Annotated in this window: 14 protein-coding genes; 3 read left to right on the forward strand and 11 right to left on the reverse strand. The window is 38.7% G+C overall.

Going from position 1 to position 17,823, the window contains the following annotated elements; translation table 11 throughout:
* The first annotated feature begins 40 nt into the window (after positions 1 to 40).
* The gene (locus tag B6258_RS09050) at positions 41 to 1,192 is read left to right on the forward strand and encodes a porin (RefSeq protein ID WP_099074984.1); all 1,152 of its coding nucleotides are present in this window, start codon (positions 41 to 43) and stop codon (positions 1,190 to 1,192) included.
* A 380-nt stretch (positions 1,193 to 1,572) separates the two neighbouring features.
* Complete coding sequence (locus tag B6258_RS09055; RefSeq protein WP_099074985.1) at positions 1,573 to 2,763, forward strand: amino acid aminotransferase; 1,191 nt, start codon at positions 1,573 to 1,575, stop codon at positions 2,761 to 2,763.
* Positions 2,764 to 2,913: 150 nt separating this feature from the next.
* Here the strand turns inward: B6258_RS09055 and B6258_RS09060 are convergent, their stop codons facing one another.
* From B6258_RS09060 to cmoM, 8 genes are all read right to left on the reverse strand, one after another.
* Positions 2,914 to 3,564 (reverse strand): MBL fold metallo-hydrolase, encoded by a 651-nt coding sequence (locus tag B6258_RS09060; protein ID WP_099074986.1) that lies wholly within the window; start codon positions 3,562 to 3,564, stop codon positions 2,914 to 2,916.
* Between the two features lie 37 nt (positions 3,565 to 3,601).
* On the reverse strand, positions 3,602 to 4,150 hold the full coding sequence (gene mepK / locus B6258_RS09065; protein ID WP_099074987.1) for a peptidoglycan L,D-endopeptidase MepK: 549 nt from the start codon (positions 4,148 to 4,150) through the stop codon (positions 3,602 to 3,604).
* 329 nt (positions 4,151 to 4,479) lie between these two features.
* Positions 4,480 to 6,207 (reverse strand): L,D-transpeptidase, encoded by a 1,728-nt coding sequence (gene ldtD / locus B6258_RS09070; RefSeq protein WP_099074988.1) that lies wholly within the window; start codon positions 6,205 to 6,207, stop codon positions 4,480 to 4,482.
* Between the two features lie 355 nt (positions 6,208 to 6,562).
* On the reverse strand, positions 6,563 to 7,276 hold the full coding sequence (gene aphA / locus B6258_RS09075; RefSeq protein ID WP_088493285.1) for an acid phosphatase AphA: 714 nt from the start codon (positions 7,274 to 7,276) through the stop codon (positions 6,563 to 6,565).
* A gap of 226 nt (positions 7,277 to 7,502) precedes the next feature.
* The gene (gene mukB, locus B6258_RS09080) at positions 7,503 to 11,963 is read right to left on the reverse strand and encodes a chromosome partition protein MukB (RefSeq protein ID WP_099074989.1); all 4,461 of its coding nucleotides are present in this window, start codon (positions 11,961 to 11,963) and stop codon (positions 7,503 to 7,505) included.
* Positions 11,960 to 12,691: a chromosome partition protein MukE gene (gene mukE, locus B6258_RS09085; protein ID WP_099074990.1), complete on the reverse strand. Its 732-nt coding sequence runs from the start codon at positions 12,689 to 12,691 to the stop codon at positions 11,960 to 11,962. Before mukE ends, mukB begins: the two co-directional genes overlap by 4 nt.
* Entirely contained in the window at positions 12,672 to 13,994 is a 1,323-nt protein-coding gene (gene mukF / locus B6258_RS09090; protein WP_099074991.1) for a chromosome partition protein MukF, read from the reverse strand. Before mukF ends, mukE begins: the two co-directional genes overlap by 20 nt.
* Before the next feature lie 9 nt (positions 13,995 to 14,003).
* Entirely contained in the window at positions 14,004 to 14,777 is a 774-nt protein-coding gene (cmoM, locus tag B6258_RS09095; protein ID WP_099074992.1) for a tRNA uridine 5-oxyacetic acid(34) methyltransferase CmoM, read from the reverse strand.
* Between the two features lie 375 nt (positions 14,778 to 15,152).
* On the opposite strand from cmoM, the gene elyC reads away from it, so the two are divergent.
* Positions 15,153 to 15,983 carry an envelope biogenesis factor ElyC gene (elyC, locus tag B6258_RS09100; RefSeq protein WP_099074993.1) on the forward strand — a complete coding sequence of 277 codons (831 nt, stop codon included), beginning with the start codon at positions 15,153 to 15,155 and terminating at the stop codon, positions 15,981 to 15,983.
* 84 nt (positions 15,984 to 16,067) lie between these two features.
* Here the strand turns inward: elyC and kdsB are convergent, their stop codons facing one another.
* The 3 genes from kdsB to B6258_RS09115 all read right to left on the reverse strand — a co-directional run bounded on the left by kdsB (position 16,068) and on the right by B6258_RS09115 (position 17,644).
* Positions 16,068 to 16,829 (reverse strand): 3-deoxy-manno-octulosonate cytidylyltransferase, encoded by a 762-nt coding sequence (gene kdsB / locus B6258_RS09105; protein ID WP_099074994.1) that lies wholly within the window; start codon positions 16,827 to 16,829, stop codon positions 16,068 to 16,070.
* 4 nt (positions 16,830 to 16,833) lie between these two features.
* The gene (locus tag B6258_RS09110) at positions 16,834 to 17,013 is read right to left on the reverse strand and encodes a Trm112 family protein (RefSeq protein WP_004244593.1); all 180 of its coding nucleotides are present in this window, start codon (positions 17,011 to 17,013) and stop codon (positions 16,834 to 16,836) included.
* 415 nt (positions 17,014 to 17,428) lie between these two features.
* Entirely contained in the window at positions 17,429 to 17,644 is a 216-nt protein-coding gene (locus tag B6258_RS09115) for a cold-shock protein (RefSeq protein ID WP_023581324.1), read from the reverse strand.
* Between the last annotated feature and the right edge of the window lie 179 nt (positions 17,645 to 17,823).

The following is a 17,823-nucleotide window of genomic DNA, read 5'->3' on the forward strand; positions in this document are numbered from 1 at the left end:
TGGCAAAGGTGTCTGAATAACACCAATGAGGGTAATAATAATGATGAAGCGCAATCTTCTTGCAGTGGTAATCCCAGCTTTAATGTTTGCTGGTGCAGCAAACGCAGCTGAAATGTACAACAAAGACGGCAACAAAGTAGACATCTACGGTAAAGTTGACGTTCGTCATTACTTCGCTAATGCTGAAAGTGGTGAAGATGGTGATGCATCTCGTGCACGTATCGGTTTCAAAGGCGAAACTCAAATCAATAAAGATTTAGTTGGTTTTGGTCGTTTTGAATACGAAATCCGTACAAGCAACACTGAAGGTGACACTGATTCACGTGCTCGTTTTGCTTATGCTGGTTTTAAATTTGCTGACTTCGGTTCACTGGACTACGGTCGTAACTACGGTGTAATTTACGACACCAACGCATGGACAGACGTTCTGCCTTTATGGGGCGGCGACTCTATGGCGCAAACTGACGTTTACATGACTAGCCGTACTACTGGTGTTTTAACTTACCGTAACACTGATATGTTCGGTTATGTTGATGGCCTAAGTTTTGCTCTGCAATATCAAGGCAAAAACAACGAAAACACTGGCAACTCTCGCGGTGAATATGATTCGAAAAACCCAGGTGACAGTGATGCTAGCGTAAAAGCTAACGGTGATGGTTTTGGTTTCTCTACAGCTTATAACTTAGGCTGGGGCGTAACTCTGGGTGGTGGTTATTCAAGCTCTGCTCGTGCAGCGTCACAACAACACGCTAGCTTAGCTGGTGGCGACCGTGCTGATGCATGGAACGTTGGTGCTAAATTTGAAGCAAATAACGTTTACTTAGCGGCTATGTACGGTGAAACCCGTAACATGACTTACTTCGGTAAAGCTAAAGATGCATTAATTGCTAACAAAACTCAAAACATCGAGTTAACTGCACAGTATGACTTTAAAGATTTAGGTATCAAACCATCTTTAGCATATGTTCAGTCTAAAGGTAAAGATTTAGCTAGAGACACTGATTTAACAGAATACAATAACAATCAAGATTTAGTTAAATATATCTCTGTAGGTTCTTTCTACAAATTTAACAAAAATATGACTGCAGTTATTGATTATAAAATCAACCTGTTAGACAAAAATCAATTCACTAAAGATGCTCACGTTGCAACTGACAACGTAGTTGGTTTAGGTCTGACTTATCAGTTCTAATTACCACTTAATTGGTAATTAAACAGTCAAGTTAATTGATTTGAAAAGCAACACTTCGGTGTTGCTTTTTTATTTTTAAATCTAACCATCACCACCACACACCCTTTATTTATTCACTTAAAAATATCCCCTCTTTTCTTTGTTTTTCAAATTATCAAAAAGTTTATCGCACTAAACAATTAGGTGTTTTTAGTGATAATTTTTACATGTTAATGTAATCACAGGATATTCACTTATTTACATCTTGATTTGCTATTTATTCTCACTTAGTTCACAACTTCTTGTTAATTTCTCTACAAACAGTTGGCAAAAAGCCTTCATAGCGTTACTCTTGATACTCATATTTCGGCTTCGTTTTGAGCTTAGGGAACAATTACACTATGTTTGAGAAAATCATTGCTGCACCAGCCGATCCTATTCTGGGTTTAGCTGATAGTTTCCGTTCTGATCCTCGTGAAAACAAAATTAACTTAGGAATTGGTGTTTACAAGGATGAAACAGGTAAAACCCCTGTTTTAACCACTGTTAAGAAAGCAGAAAAATACCTGTTAGAAAACGAAACCACCAAAAATTACCTTCCTATTAGCGGTATCCCTGAATTTGGCAATGTAACCCAAGCACTTTTGTTTGGTGAACAACATCCTATTATTACTGAAAAGCGCGCACGCACAGCACAAGCCCCAGGTGGTACAGGTGCTTTACGTATTGCCGCTGATTTTATTGCTCAGCAAACCACAGCAAAACGCGTCTGGATAAGTAATCCAACTTGGCCTAATCATAATAATATTTTCCAAACTGCAGGTCTTGAGATCTGTAATTATGATTATTATGATGCAGAAAATCGTGGGTTAGATTTTGAAGGCATGTTAGCCAGCCTTGCTAAAGCTCAAGCTGGCGATGTTGTTTTATTCCATGGTTGCTGTCATAACCCTAGTGGTATTGATCCAACAGAAGAGCAATGGCGCCAATTAGCCACACTATCAGCAGAAAAAGGCTGGTTACCTGTTTTTGACTTTGCATACCAAGGTTTTGCGCGTGGCCTTGAAGAGGATGCACAAGGCTTACGTCTCTTTGTAGAAAAGAATCCTGAGCTTATTGTTGCTAGTTCATATTCTAAAAATTTCGGCCTTTACAATGAACGTGTAGGTGCATGCACCATTGTCACCAAAGACAGCGACACCGCTGAGAAAGCCTTTAGCCAAGCAAAAGCCATTATTCGTGCAAACTACTCAAACCCACCAGCACATGGCGCTTCAGTAGTCACAACGATCCTTTCTAATCCAGAGTTAAAAGAAGAGTGGATTGAAGAACTAACAACCATGCGCGAACGTATTCAGCGTATGCGTCAACTGTTAGTGACTACTCTGCAAGAAAAAGGGGCTAAACAAGATTTTAGCTTTATTATCGACCAAAATGGTATGTTCTCATTTAGTGGTTTAAATAAAGAGCAAGTCGAACGCTTACGCGCTGAATATGGTATTTATATCGTGGGTTCAGGCCGTATTAACGTTGCAGGTTTAACCCTTGAGAATATGGTTCCACTGTGCGAAGCCATTGTTGCAGTACTCTAATATTTTTAGAGATTAGATAAGATAAATGCCATGTTATTAAATAACATGGCATTTTTATTGGCATAAAAGAATATAAACTTCTCTTTTTTATCCATAAAAAAGCGCTTTATAATAAAGCGCTTTCATTTATTTACTTATATCAGTACACGATTACCAGATTGGCATTTCATCTTGTAAAAAAGGATTATATTGGCGTTCATGTCCTAAATTAGACATAGGGCCGTGTCCCGGAATAAACAGGTAATCATCGCCTAAAGGTAAGACTTTATTTTTGATTGAAGCGATAAGATCAGCATGGTTTCCACGAGGAAAATCGGTACGACCAATACTTTCTTTGAATAATACATCTCCCATAGAGATAATTTTATTCTGGTGATTTACAAAAATAATATGTCCCGGTGTATGCCCAGGGCAATGTAATACAGATAACGAAATTGTTTTACCTATCGTGACGGTATCACCTTCATTTAACCAGCTATCTGGTGTAAATGACTTTCCACAAGGAAAATTAAACATACGGCATTGTTGTTCTAATTCTTCTAATAAGAAATTATCCTCTTTATGAGGACCATAAACAGGAACATTGAAGTGCTCGACAATTTGTGATGTGCCTGCAATATGGTCAAAGTGTCCGTGTGTTAATAATACTTTGGTCAATGTTAATTGGCGTTCTTCTATTTCTGCAATTAACGTTTCAACATCACCACCGGGATCAACAATTGCGGCTTCCTTCGTTTCATCACACCAAATAAGGGTGCAATTTTGCATATAATTTGTCACAGGTACAATGTGATACATCATGAATCACTCCACTCTTTATTATCTAATTCTCAATAGATTACCATGAGCGGACAGGTCCTGTATCAATATGCACAAAATTACTTCTTGGATAATAGCCTACACCACCCGCTTTCATTCTTAATGCAACTTGGCGAACTTTAGAAAGATCTGTGCCGACTAAACGAAAATCCATTGCTTGTCCACGCGTATGATAGCTCTTCTTTGCCACTCCGCTACTACTATGACGTAGATTATTATTCGTCACTAAAGAGCGATAACCTGAAATAAGTTCGACGGGTTTATTGTTATTAAGCATCACTTGTAATAAGTAGATTTGGTCAAACAGTGCAGGATCAATGGTTTTGATTTTGTTTTGACGGTAATCTCTAAAAAGATGATTTAATTTAGCAAGCTCATGTTTATTATAACGTTTTCCATCAAAAAACTCGGCTTTAATAGTTTCACCAGTATTTAAATTATTAAAGCGAAGGATTTTTGGACGAGGTGTCGCTAATGAAGCAAATGCATGAGAAGGCAATAACCCTAACCCTACTGCGGCCATACCAAGCCCCAGCCACTTACGGCGATGTGAATCAATGATATCCATAGTATATGCACTCAACAAATTATTTCAGGAAGAAGAACCTTTATTATGACAATGTTTTTCTCGAATTGTTTCTGATAGTTTGTATAGTATTGTAAATAACACTTCATTTCAATTTAACGTCATTAGTCATTTTATAAGTTTAGTTATTTATACTAAATTCTATTTTTATCATTCTATTTTTAATGGAAATTTTAAAAATATTTAATAATTTATTATATTTTTAGTTCTCTTATTAATAATCATAAGAGAACCACTTTATCCTATTGATTTATATAAAAATAAAGGGTAACCAAATTAGCTACCCTTTATTCAATTTATATTTATTTATATTAAAAGTATTTCTTAATATTCTCTAAATAGGGTTGTACGTTTGCAATGCTTTTGTCATAACCATAAATATCTGCACGATATTGAGGTGCATTTTCCTGAGCCACCCATGCTGTTTGATAATATAAATAAACCGGTATACGTTCAGGAATTGGCGCATATTGTGTTGAACCACGTTTTAACGCCGCATCAATTCTATCTTGTTTCCATCCAGCATCGCCCAATAAAATTGAAGCTAGTTCAGAGGCTTTATTAACACGAATACAGCCTGAACTGATTGCCCTCATATTTTTTGCAAACAGTGAATGATTTGGGGTGTCATGCAGATATATCGCATCTGAATTTGGCATATTAAATTTATAGCGCCCTAATGAATTTGTTGGCCCCGGAGCCTGCCAAATTCGGTAAGGGAAGTTATTAGCACTCATATTTTGCCAATCAATATCGTAAGGGTTAATAGGATAAGCATCATTCCCCCACCCTGAATAAATGGTATATCCCTTACGACTAAAGTAACTCGGATCTGCTTTGCCTCTAGGTACAATATCTTTACGAGTCATACTTGTTGGCACATTCCAAGGTGGATTAACCACAACATTATTCAGCGCACTACTCATAATCGGTGTTTTTCTATCAGGACGGCCGACAATGACTTTTGAGTCAAGAATAAGCTCGTTGTTAGCATAAAAATAGAGTGAGAAATCAGGAATATTAACCCAAATTCCAGTATCACCAATAGCTGGCGTCAGGCGAAGACGTTGAATATTTAATGCCATAATACTTGCGCGTTGTGCGGGTGTTATATTTAACCACACTCGTGTTTGTCGCCCAATAACACCATCGGGCTCTAACCCATGGGCAGTTTGAAATAATTTAACAGCCGCAACTAAAGGCGCATCATAAACAGTTGTCGCTATTTCCTGTTCATTCGCTGTCAGCTCAGGAATTAATTTTAAATGACGTAAAATCCGTCTCAGTGGTACAACTTCTTGTGATGATTGATTTGGCTTTAATGATGTTGTTCCTTTCATTTCTGGCCAAGCAACTGAACTATGTAACTGCTTTCGCACTTCCTCTTTCATTAAGGCGTAATAAGGATGAGACGGTGCATAAGAAATAACAAAACTACCTAAGGTGTTATTTTGAATATTTTGCTGGAATTCCACGACTGATTTATCGGTTGGTGATGGTAATGTTTGCATCACATCACGATACAGTAAAGATATGCCTGATTTATTCACTTGCTCAACAAAACTGATATAGCCTAAAAAAGCATCTGATAAAATAAGGTCGCGCGCTTCTTTTGTTAATTCAGGCGACTCTAGTTGTATTAACCATTGCCCAAATTGAGGTTGGATCCCTGATATCGCGACTTCAGCAATTTGTTGCTGTAATTGTTGTACTATTTTTTCATCTTGCCAGATTAATGTTAAATTATTCGCTTGGTAAACTTTCACTAGCTGGGTTAAAGATAACGGTTTATATCCCGTAGGGATCCATGATTGTAGTTTTGTTCTTACTGCTAACTCAGTCAGTTGTGGAACATTCATAACCACAATTGCAGGTGCTGGCATAGCTTCGTTATTCACAGGAACTAATGTCGTATTTTCTGTTTCGGGTGCAGATAAAGTCACCGGCTCTATTTCTGTGGCCATTGTATTATGCCCAGAAAGAAGTGTACCTATAACAACTGAATATGCGATTGCTCTTTTAATTGGTTGATGCGCCATAAATCCTCTACCCTCATCCCTTATTATTATTTTGGTATCCTAGAATATTAGATGAGCTTGGAAAAGAGTTTTATAGGAATAAACTAATATTTTTAAAGTTTTGTAAGCCCTTGGTGGAAATTTAATTTTATTCAATCAAAAAAAGACTATTTAGCTGTTTTTATATTCAAATATATAATTTAAATAAAGGCGCAATAAAAGAACAAAAAACAGACAAGTTGAAAATAAGCTTTTAGGAAAAAATAAAGAATTCTAAATAGATAAATAAATAAGATATTAAAATGGAAGGGATTTTAAAATAGAAAAAGGCGCAGTTACCTACGCCTTACAAATAAAGGTAAACAAAGGGTAAAGATTAATACTCTGAATTAATAACGACTTCTTCACCAAACTGACCTGCTTTTGGCAGTGGTTGGTAAGAAGAGTTAGCCGCACGCAGAATACGAATACCACGGATGTTCAGTTCATCTGCTGCTGCGATATCAGCATCAGCATCACCGTAGTAAATTTTCAGCTTGTGATCACGCATCCAACTTACTTTGTTATTTGCGCCAGGTTGGTCACCAGCAAAAATAACAGGTTGCATTTTATCAGCCGGAATGTTCAAGCCTTCTTGTACATATTTGGTCACAGTCTCAGTTTTAGTTTGAGTACGACCAGTAATGAAATAAACAGTATCCCCACGTTTTAAGTGCATTTGAACAAGATCGATACCGACTTGTTTAGGCATACTGAATTTATCCCACTCGTTATTCATTTTTTCCCAGAATTCTGGGTTTTTCAGGTAGCTGAAATCGTTTGGAGAGTATTCCAGTTTACCACGGTAGAAACCTGGGCTTGAGAATAGAACCGTGTCATCAATATCAAAACCAACCGCCATCGGTGCTTGACCTGCAAGGCTTTTTTCAATATCAGCAACAGAAACCCAATGAATTGGTTGTTGTTGTGCAAGCTGTGCAACAGTAACTCCTGGGCTAACAACTTCTGGCAGGTGTACTTTTGCCATTGCTGCGCCGTTTAAGCTTAACGCTAAAGCAATTGCACTAAAAGCTAACGTGACTTTACGCATTCTTTTTCCTTTAAATTTTTATATTAATCACATACGGGAACAATCATAAACATCATGATTACATTTAAATGAGACATGGCGCACGTTATACCATTTAAAATTTCATTCTTTGTTAATTTACTTTCATTTCTTGATCTACGTAACACTTTAAAAAAAGAAGGCGCTATAAGAGCATAAGCCCGTAGCGCCTTTATTCTTGCCCTATCGGGCTGAGAATGGAATAAAGTTATTCTGTTATTTCAGCAACATTTGATGATGCAATTTTATCTTTTTCAGCCTGTTGACCAAAACCTTTTAACCCAACAACATGTACATGTTCTGTACCATTGAACACTTTACGTACTAATTTATAGGTTGTTCCTTTTTCTGGGCTAATATTTTCTGGTGCCGCAATAATTAACTGCATATCAAGACGGTCGCAAAGCTCAAATAACGTCGCAATAGATTTCGCATCTAAACGCGCCGCTTCATCGAGGAAGAGTAAACGACAAGGAGAAATATCTTTTCCTCTTAAGCGTCGTGATTCTTCTTCCCAGCTTTGTACCACCATCACCAGAATTGACATCCCCGTACCAATCGCTTCACCTGTTGATAAAGCACCACTTTCTGCTTTTAACCAACCTTCTGGTCCACGATTGACTTCAACATCCATTTCAAGGTAATTACGGTAATCTAACAGCTCTTCACCCACGGTTTGTGGCATACGTTGACCAATGTCCACTTGAGGGTTTAAACGCTGATAAAGCTTCGCCATTGCTTCAGAGAAAGTCAGGTTTTGGTTTTTAAATAAATCTTGATACTGGTTATCTTCTTCAGATAACACATCCAATAACACTTGATGACTTTCACGAATATTGACGTTGAGTCGGACACCACGCACCTGACCAAATGAAACCGCTTGCAAACCTTGGTTTAACATACGGATACGATTTTGCTCACGCTGAATAGTTTTACGAATAATATTCGCGACACTTCGTGAACTAATCGCTAATTTTTGCTCACGGCTAGTTAATTCTTCAGTTAAGCGAGCAAGTTCGATTTCCATCTGTTCAATTGCATCAACCGGATCATCGGTTTTAATGATGTCTTGACGAATACGTTCTCTTAAATGCTGGTATACCGCAATAAAGAACTGAACTTTACGATCAGGATATTTTGCATCTTCTGAGCGACGTAACGCATCACGTAAATATTCATTATCAGCAACCGCTTGGCGTAAAGCACCTAACGCTTTATCCGACATTGAGCGTAATTCATCAGCAGAAAGATAAGCAAAGTCGCGTCGGTGTAAACGACGCTCCATACCATTTTCTTTCACTAATCGCATAACTGCACACCAACCCGCTTTTGCACTCACAACATGCTCACGAATTTGAATGTAGTCACGTTCAAGTTTACGAATTTTTTTGGTGAGATTATCGCGCTCAGCTTCACTCAATGCGATATCTCGCTCAAGTTGACTAATACGCGTACGATTTGCACTTACCGCAGAATAGCGCTGATCACGAAGCTCTTTAGCTCTGGCCTCTGCACCAATATCAATATGGATCCCTGTATCTCGCATCTCTTGCTCAAGTTCTCTGAGTAATTCAGATTTAGTGTCAAAGGAGCTTTTTAATGATGCAAGCACTTGATTAAATTGAGCACATTGAGCTTGTTGTTGACGATAGAGATCTCTTGCCGTAGCACGTTCTGTTTCAGCCATCTCTAAACGGTGACGTAGTTTCTCGTTAAGATCACTATTTTCACTCACAATCTCAACGGCATCACTATAACTAAAGTGAGGGCGACGCTGTACCACTTCCACCAGCAAGAAAGCCTGTTGCTGATAACGTTGCTGTTCTGCTTTTGCTTGCTCATAATCTTGCGCTAATTGCTCATGCGCTTGTGGATCACTTTGTAAGATTGAAGCGATAGGCTCTAATGCTGCTAATGATTTTTCGTGACGCTGTAAATGACGCATTGACTCTTCTGCGGCGTACAGCTCTTCACGTAACTCTTCCACACGATCAATCAGTGTTTCATCCATCAAGATATTAACTTGAGGAATAAGTTTATTAAGAAGATTTAGCGATTCTTTCGCACGCGCATAATGTTGACGCTGTTGCTGAGTACTCTCTTCGTATTGTGCTAACGCTCTTTCTAACTCAGTACGTCGTTGGTTAAGCTGACGAATATTCTCTTCAGGATCAGCCTCAAATGCCACAGAAATATGTTGTCCCACAAACTGACTAAAGGCATGGTGAGCACGTTGGATCTTCTGTACATCAAAAGCTTGTGTTGCGTAAAGCTCAGAAAGCTCATCACGCTGACGCGATAAAATTTCTAATTGATTTTCACGCGCAGCACGACCAAAAAGCGGAATTTCAGGGTAGCGAGAATAACGCCATTGTCTATCAGTACTCTTGATAAGAACGGCTTTATCCATCTCTTGTGCATTAAATACACTGTCATCGAAAGATTGTGGATCGCCTTCGATAAAATAGAGATCTTCAGGGCAATCTTCTAACGTTTCTAATTGTTCCTGAACCAAAGAGAGATCTTGAACAACAATCGCATGGCGTGCTGGACCATATAATGCAGAGAAATAAGGCGCATCGTCTAACGTAATATCATCATAAATTTCTGATAATAAAACACCATTAAAACGTTCCGCTAACGTAATTAATCGCCCATCTTCAGCACCACTTGGCTGACTTAAACGTTCAATTTGCGCTTCAATCTGTTGTTTGCGAGTTGCAGTTTCATCACGTAATACTGTTGCTTCACGCTCTTTTTCAAGTAACTGTTGCATATATTCTGTTACTTGATGACCCGTTTCAAAAGATTGGCGGGTCTGTTCACATAATTGTGTTAACGCATCTTGTGCCGCAATCCATGCTGGTGCTTGTTTTTTCAGCTTTTCGATTTGTTGTTTAAGTTGATCCAGCTCTTGGCGCATTTGCATGCGGTGTTCGCCAGACTCGTTAACATAATCGCTCAGCTCTTCAATTTTAGCTTCTAACTCATCTTGTAGAATTAATAGGTCATCTGGCTCCATTGATTTGCCATGATGTTTATTAAATTCTTCAAGTTGACGTTCTGCATTATTTCGTTGATGTAAACGCTGTTCTAATTCAGCCAACTGCATACGAATAGGATGAACCCTATCCGCTTGATGTCGATGGGAAGACCATTCACGTAATGCCGTTTTTGCTGCATCCCATGCGTTTTGACGTTCAACCTCACCGACAATTGAACTCACCAGTTTATAGGCTTGATCAAATTGCGTTTTCGCCGCTTCAGAAACATTGAGTTTCTGCTCCATAGAAAGCAATGAATGTGTAATGGTTTGGATTTTTGCTTGGATCCGTTCAGCCCACTGCTCTGCATTAATTTCGTCTAAATCCGCAATATCACATTGTGCTTTAGCACGCTCTAAAGCCTGCACAGCTTGGCGATATTGGATAGCGCGTGTCTGTTGTACATCTAATGCTTGCTGATAATCTGCTAACTGATTTTTCAGTTCATCGACTTCTTCTTCTGCGGCTCCTACACGTTCTTCAAGCTCTTCTTTCTTAGATACGGCTTCTTCAACCACTTCGCTTTGTTCTTCTAAGCGGAAAGTGATTTCTTCCACATCAGCAACATAGCGGTCAATTTTTTCTTGTTGGCGAACCGCATTTTGCACTAAGTTTAGTCGGTCGCTTGCCGCTTGATAATCCGCTTCAAGATCAGAAGATAGCGCCTGTTGCTCTGCTAACTCTTTACCCATCTCAACAAAGCGATACGCTTCGTTATTAATTGATTTACGCTGACACCATAACTCACGACGCACGGTTAAAGCTTCATCAAGATGAACGCGTCGTTCATTAGCATGACGCATATAGTCAGCGGCAACATACGATGTCGCTTCTGTAATTAAGTGCTTAAATAAATCACGATCAGATTGAGTGACACGAATAGCTTCAAGTGTCATTCGGTTTTCACGTAATGCACCTTCCATATCTTGGAACGCTTTTCTTACACCACTATTTTCAGGGAGTAAGTAATCACGTAAAGAGCGGGTAATCGCACTTGAAATACCGCCATACAATGAGGCTTCAATTAAACGATAGAATTTGGCACGATCACTTGCTGAACGTAAACGTTTAGGAATAACCCCTAAATCAAACATCACCGCATGGAAATCAGTGATAGAGTTAAATTGTCTAAAAACAACCCCATCAATCGCTTCAACTTTTTCTTTTAATTCATTAAGCGGTAAAACACGAGCTTGGCGATCTGCAACAGCTTGCGTCAAAATTTCTGTTGGGTTTTCTGCCATTGGCAACCCTTGGATCATAAAGGGTTTGATATCAACTTTTTTATCACGCCCTGCAATTTGCTGTAAACGAACACCCACTACAGCACGTAAGTGGCGCGAGTTGATCACATCTAAGACGGCATAACACACACCAGGACGTAGTTTCCCGTATAATCCTTTATCACGAGATCCACTTGTCGATCCTGCTTCTGTGGTATTACGGAAATGAAGTAAAGTAAGATCAGGGATCATAGCTGTGATAAATGCAGCCATAGTGGTTGATTTACCCGCACCATTCCCCCCTGATAACGTAGTCACCAACTCATCTAAATCAAAAGTACGAGCAAAAAACCCATTCCAGTTGATAAGTGTTAATGAGCGAAATTTTCCCCGTTCAATCATTTATTTTCTCCCTCCGCGTCATCTTCACTGGATTGTAATTGCTCATCTTCATTTTCTTCATCATCGTTAAGTGCTTCTGAGCTATCTTCAAGCGCCATTGCTTCACCATCTCGGATCATTCGCATTTGCGCCTCAAGTGGAGAATCGCCACTGCGTACATCTGCGCCAAAACGGAAAACAGATTCCGTGATCGAAAAACGCTGCATATCATTTAATAAGAATGAAATCATGCCTAAACGACGTAAACGATTTAAAGAGGTTCTCATTTTTTCTTGTAATTTTTGCAAATCAAGATCAGACCCCGTTGAGCGTTGATTCACTAAACGTAAAAGTTTGGTTTCATCCGCTAATGTTCTTAATTCATCGAATAGCTCTTGAACGGTGAATATTCCCTGATTCGCTAATCGTTCAGGGCTAAGATAGAGATAACAAAGAATTTTCCCCACCAGCATATCCATTTCAGAGAGGACAGAACGTGGAATAAGTGTGGTTGAACGCGGTCGCAAATAGAAAAAGCCTTCTGGCGCTCTAATTAGCTCGACGTTATAACGCGCATAAAAGTCTGTTAACTCATCTTGGAAATCCATCAAAAAAGCATGATTATCCAGAGAATCTATACCGATATGTCGACCTGCACGTAACTGGCTATCCAGTTCAGGAAAAAGTGAGTTCGCTAATGCCTGCGCCAGTTTTACTGGCATAAATTGTTCAGTATGTATCGATGACATGCGCTTGTACCTTAGCTCCATATTCGTTAATTTCTGACCATTTTGCAGGTAATCCTGCGAGCTCAGCTTTCGCTACACCTAATCGTACTGCTTGATCAATAACAATACGTGCAACATCAAAATGTTTCTGTTGCGGATAACGATTAAGGTATTCAACTAACACTGAACTGAGATCTAATGCTCGTTGTTCTAATTTGTAAGAAGCAAGCTCTTGCTCTACCCATTGCGCTATCTGTTCGTTCACTTCACTGAACATTTGATATTCAAGCTCTTCGGGTAACTCACCCGTGACTTCTTCATCACGTAGAGTCAGCTCTTCATCACGCATATCAAACAACCGATCAGCATTAGCGTAAGTTAATGCCCATGGGCTGTCGAAATAGTTTTGTACGGATTGACGTAAGCGGCGAGAGAAAATACGGTTTTTATCCATATCAATCGCTGTACGAATAAATTTATGAACATGTCTATCGTAACCAATCCATAAATCAATAGATTGCTGACCCCAACTAATAATGCGGTCTAACTTACTTTGAAGTTCAAACACTAAGGTATCTATTTGCTCAACATGGCCCGTATTCATGTTTGCTTCTTGAATACGTAAGAGATTGGCTTGAAGTTTATCACCGGCGGCTTCAAGCGTATCTTGCAGCTCTCTTAATGTACCCGAGGTTTCAGATAGCAACTGTTCACAGTTTGAAATAGCCGCTTGCCAATCTTGATTTAATAACGCAGCAATATCTTCTTTTACTGTATTTTGCTGCTCATCCATAATTCGCTGAGACAAATCAATGCTATCGAAAATTTCCGCCACTGAATATTTTAGAGGTGCGAAAACATTACGATGCCAATGATATTCATCACCGCCGTCCTCAGCAGAGCTAGCCGCTGAATCAAGCTCGCTTGCCACAATAGAAAGTTGCATAGATAAGCGCAATGATGAAAATTCACGTTGGCGAATATAGTAATCACTAATTCCGATCCCCAACGGGGTTAAACGGTATATTGCATTACCTTCTACCAATTCACTGGTAAAACGGTTAAAAAGTCGCTGCTTTACCATGTCATTAATGGCATTGTTCGCGCGAACTTGTATTGATTCTGCAGGTTGTTCGAAGCCTTTACACACTTCCCTAAAGGCATCAATTAACTCCCCTTCACTGATTTCGCCATCAAGGCGCTCGCTGTTTAATACAGCGACAGCCATCAAAAAAGCTAATCTTTCTGGTGGCAGTGAGATTGAGAAATCATTTTTTCTCGCCCAAGACACTAACTCAGGAACGGTCTGGGTAAAATCACTCATAGTACATCCTTAATTTACACGCTTTTGTGCCATGACATGAATGTAACGCCCCAGACTGATATAGGGCTCTTGCCGACAATATCGTTGCTCTAATGCAAGCAACGATGGAAAATCTTTATTTTGCAACTGGCGACTTTGCAAATAATCATGGAAAACGCGGACACCGGTTTTTCCTAATATTGTCATCGAAAATGCATCTAACCACTGATAAACATCTTCTGGTTGTAATGGATTTTGAGGTGATAGCGATTTTTTTCTTCTACGTGGGATCTCTGGATTTGCCAGATGAAAATTTCCTAAAATCGCATTTCTCATGACAATACCATTCGCATTGTAAAACATCAGCGATAAGATACCATTAGGTAGCAACATATCGGTAAGAACATTTACGGCGTCTTTCTGATCCGTGATCCATTCCAATACTGCATGAAATAGAATTAAGTCAACCCCTTCATCTATATGCTCTTTAATCTCTTGAGCGGCACAACAAATAAACGTCATGTTCTCGACAACACCTTCTTCAATCGCAGCCTCTTGCGCGCGATTAAGCATCTCTTGTGATAAATCACATAAGATAATTTGATGTCCTAATTTAGCAAGCTGACGAGAGAAATAACCTTCGCCTCCACCTGCATCTAAAATACGCAAACTCCGGTTAGGTAAGAGGGTCAATAATTGTTGTAAATCTTCCCAAATCACCGCTTGACGTATTTTACCCTTTGTTGTGCCATAGATATTGCGGGAGAATTTATCTGCAATATCGTCAAAATTACGATCTGACATTAAAACGCCTCATGATAACAACTTACTACTTGCGCTCTTTGCGTTCTGATAAATTCAAAAATATGAGACACTGTACATAAATAAAGACGGCAATTTTACCAGTGTTCTATGATACTGACTGTTTTCTCTAAAGAAATAAGTCATGAATCAGACTATTCGCAAAGCGCAGTATAAATATAACGCTTATTAATGAAAAAATTAACGTTCAAACGTTTATCGTTTTATAAATAATTAAACGGTTCTTTATTTCTATTGATGAAAACTTAGTGAAACGTTGTTGTGTTAGCTATTTTGACACAACGTCTTGGAATTCCCCTAGTTTTCACTAAGCTTTCGCTATCAATTGCATGTATTTCACTCAATCTAGGATGATTTATGCTGTTTTTGCTCAAAAAATATGTTGCCGGCTTCCTGATGCCCTTGCCTTTGCTCTTATTAATTGCCTTTTTCGCATTAGCACTACTTTGGTTTACGCGTTGGCAAAAAACCGGAAAAAGCCTACTCACAGTTGTGCTTATTCTGTTAACTATTTTAGGCATACAGCCTGTTGCCGATACACTATTAATGCCAAGTGAAAAAGAGTATCAAGCTCGTTATGAATTACGAGAAAATTCGCAACAAGATGTGAACTATATTGTTGTTTTGGGGGGTGGATTTACTTATAACCCAGAATGGGCACCAAGTTCTAATCTTCTTAATAATAGTTTGTTTCGTGTTGCTGAAGGTGTCAGGCTTTATTATCGCAATCCTAATGCGATACTGATTTTTACAGGGGGGGCAGGTGTTAACCAGATAAGTAGTGCAGAGGTAGCAGCTCAGGTGGCACAATCTTTAGGTGTACCTGCTGAGAAAACTATCGCATTATCAACACCGAAAGATACTGAAGAAGAAGCCTATGAAGTTGATAAATTAATTGGTAAAAAACCATTTTTACTTGTGACATCTGCCAACCATTTAGCACGCGCTGAACGTTTCTTTTTAGCACGAGGTATGAAACCTATCGTTGCGCCAGCTAACCAATTGGCTATCACATCACCGTTACATTCTTGGGAGAAATATTTTCCCTCCGCCACTTATTTTCAACACAGTGAACGTGCATGGTATGAGTTTTTAGGGTCGATGTGGCAATCCGTAAAACCTGCTGGACAACCTGCCACTATTCCTGAAAATGAAGATCTTCAATCTGATAAAGAAAAAAACCAATAATTAAAAATATCTTTGCTAACTGATACAAAAACGGCACTTAAATAAAATTAAGTGCCGCTGGGGTTATTTGTTGTCGCTTAAAGATTAAAATTCTTGGTTAAGCGCTCGATAGGCAGCTCTAGCTGCAATCAGATCATCTTGTGTATCAACACCGACACCAGGAACTTCTAATGCTTTTGCAACATGGATTTTTTCGCCATACCACAGCACACGCAGTTGCTCTAACATTTCAATAGATTCTAATGGGCTTGGCTCCCAAGTAATATATCGACGTATAAAGCCTGCACGATAAGCATAAATGCCAATATGGCGTAGATAATGCTCACCAATTTCATCATGAGATAAATTAAAACGGTCTCTTTCCCAAGGAATGGTTGCACGAGAAAAATAAAGTGCGAAACCTTTTGCATCCATCACGACTTTCACTGCATTAGGGTTAAAAGCTTCTTTTGAGTCAACAATAGGCACCGCTAATGTTGCCATTCCTGCCCCACAACTCGCCAAATTTTCGGCTACTTGAGTAATAATGGCGGGAGGAATAAGAGGCTCATCACCTTGTACGTTAACGATGATTTCATCATCTGCAAATTGATATTTTTCAATGACTTCAGCTAAACGTTCTGTCCCAGAATGGTGATCTTCGCGAGTCATACACGCTTCCCCGCCCGCTTTTTCAACTGCTGCGACAACATCTAAGTTATCAGTTGCGACAATGACACGGTTTGCACCAGAGCGCATAGCCTGTTCCATTACACGAACAATCATAGGTTTGCCATGAATATCCGCGAGGGGTTTACCCGGTAAACGGGTCGATGCATATCGACCAGGGATAATGACCGTGAACATGAAGTTACTTTTCCTCTTCTAGTGATAATTCTCTTGCTTCATTCTCCAGAAGAACGGGAATATTGTCACGAACAGGATAAGCTAAATGATCAATTTTGCAGATAAGCTCTGAATTTTCTTTATCAAAGATAAGTTTGCCGTGGCAAACTGGGCAAGCAATAATTTCAAGTAAGCGGTGATCCATTTTGTCCCTCTCAAGGGTTAATCATTTTATATGGCGAAAGGATATCATAAGGAAGGATCAGCGTTAATACTCAAAGCCTCTCGTTTAGTGATAATTCGAAAATTATTTTCGTTATTAATAAATTTATTATTTTCTGTTTTACTATAAGCAACAAAAAAGCCACATTAATGTGGCTTTTTATCGTTGAGTATGCAACATCATTAATAAAGAATTACATTCAGCTTTTATTGATAATAATTTAACCTTTTTATTATCTTTATTGCATTCTAATTAACGAAACGACTCTTTTATATTACTTATTCAGCTTAGTGGTAAGCTATTTTCGCTTACCCACCTAAAAATAGGCATAAACGATAATTTAATCTCAATGCTAAACTATCGTTTTATCTACATCTTTAACAAGGCTAAGCCTTATTTAAAACCCGATAACATCAGCGGCTTCTAAACCTGCTGCTGTTCTGATAACAGAAAATTCAACGTCTTGACCTTCTGTTAATGCTTTATTTTTTGTATTGGCAATCGCTTTTTTATTGACATAAACTTCTTGTTCAATATCTCTTGCAACAATAAGACCATAACCTTTGTTATTGTCAAACCATTTTACGCGACCCATTCTTAATTGTAATGTCATGATAGATAAACTCCTTTTGTTCTTTGTATAGTTTTATTTTTCTATACAAATGCATCCTACTTTTTATTAAGTCTTCTTATATAAAACCCCAATTAAATTCTGAACACATTAATTTAAGTAGTGCATTTTATTATTCAATATAAATGTTCAAAATCGTGATAGCTAAACCTAATAAATAT

The sequence above is a fragment of the Proteus alimentorum genome, from assembly GCF_002607735.1.
Taxonomy (GTDB): domain Bacteria; phylum Pseudomonadota; class Gammaproteobacteria; order Enterobacterales; family Enterobacteriaceae; genus Proteus; species Proteus alimentorum.

What these genes read in the sequence shown, in the direction of transcription:
- kdsB (WP_099074994.1), bottom strand. Translation starts at nt 16,829, where the DNA reads ATGTTCACGGTCATTATCCCTGGTCGATATGCATCGACCCGTTTACCG.
- B6258_RS09115 (WP_023581324.1), bottom strand. Translation starts at nt 17,644, where the DNA reads ATGACATTACAATTAAGAATGGGTCGCGTAAAATGGTTTGACAATAAC.
- mepK (WP_099074987.1), bottom strand. Translation starts at nt 4,150, where the DNA reads ATGGATATCATTGATTCACATCGCCGTAAGTGGCTGGGGCTTGGTATG.
- B6258_RS09055 (WP_099074985.1), top strand. Translation starts at nt 1,573, where the DNA reads ATGTTTGAGAAAATCATTGCTGCACCAGCCGATCCTATTCTGGGTTTA.
- mukE (WP_099074990.1), bottom strand. Translation starts at nt 12,691, where the DNA reads ATGTCATCGATACATACTGAACAATTTATGCCAGTAAAACTGGCGCAG.
- B6258_RS09110 (WP_004244593.1), bottom strand. Translation starts at nt 17,013, where the DNA reads ATGGATCACCGCTTACTTGAAATTATTGCTTGCCCAGTTTGCCACGGC.
- mukF (WP_099074991.1), bottom strand. Translation starts at nt 13,994, where the DNA reads ATGAGTGATTTTACCCAGACCGTTCCTGAGTTAGTGTCTTGGGCGAGA.
- elyC (WP_099074993.1), top strand. Translation starts at nt 15,153, where the DNA reads ATGCTGTTTTTGCTCAAAAAATATGTTGCCGGCTTCCTGATGCCCTTG.
- aphA (WP_088493285.1), bottom strand. Translation starts at nt 7,276, where the DNA reads ATGCGTAAAGTCACGTTAGCTTTTAGTGCAATTGCTTTAGCGTTAAGC.
- ldtD (WP_099074988.1), bottom strand. Translation starts at nt 6,207, where the DNA reads ATGGCGCATCAACCAATTAAAAGAGCAATCGCATATTCAGTTGTTATA.
- mukB (WP_099074989.1), bottom strand. Translation starts at nt 11,963, where the DNA reads ATGATTGAACGGGGAAAATTTCGCTCATTAACACTTATCAACTGGAAT.
- B6258_RS09060 (WP_099074986.1), bottom strand. Translation starts at nt 3,564, where the DNA reads ATGATGTATCACATTGTACCTGTGACAAATTATATGCAAAATTGCACC.
- B6258_RS09050 (WP_099074984.1), top strand. Translation starts at nt 41, where the DNA reads ATGATGAAGCGCAATCTTCTTGCAGTGGTAATCCCAGCTTTAATGTTT.
- cmoM (WP_099074992.1), bottom strand. Translation starts at nt 14,777, where the DNA reads ATGTCAGATCGTAATTTTGACGATATTGCAGATAAATTCTCCCGCAAT.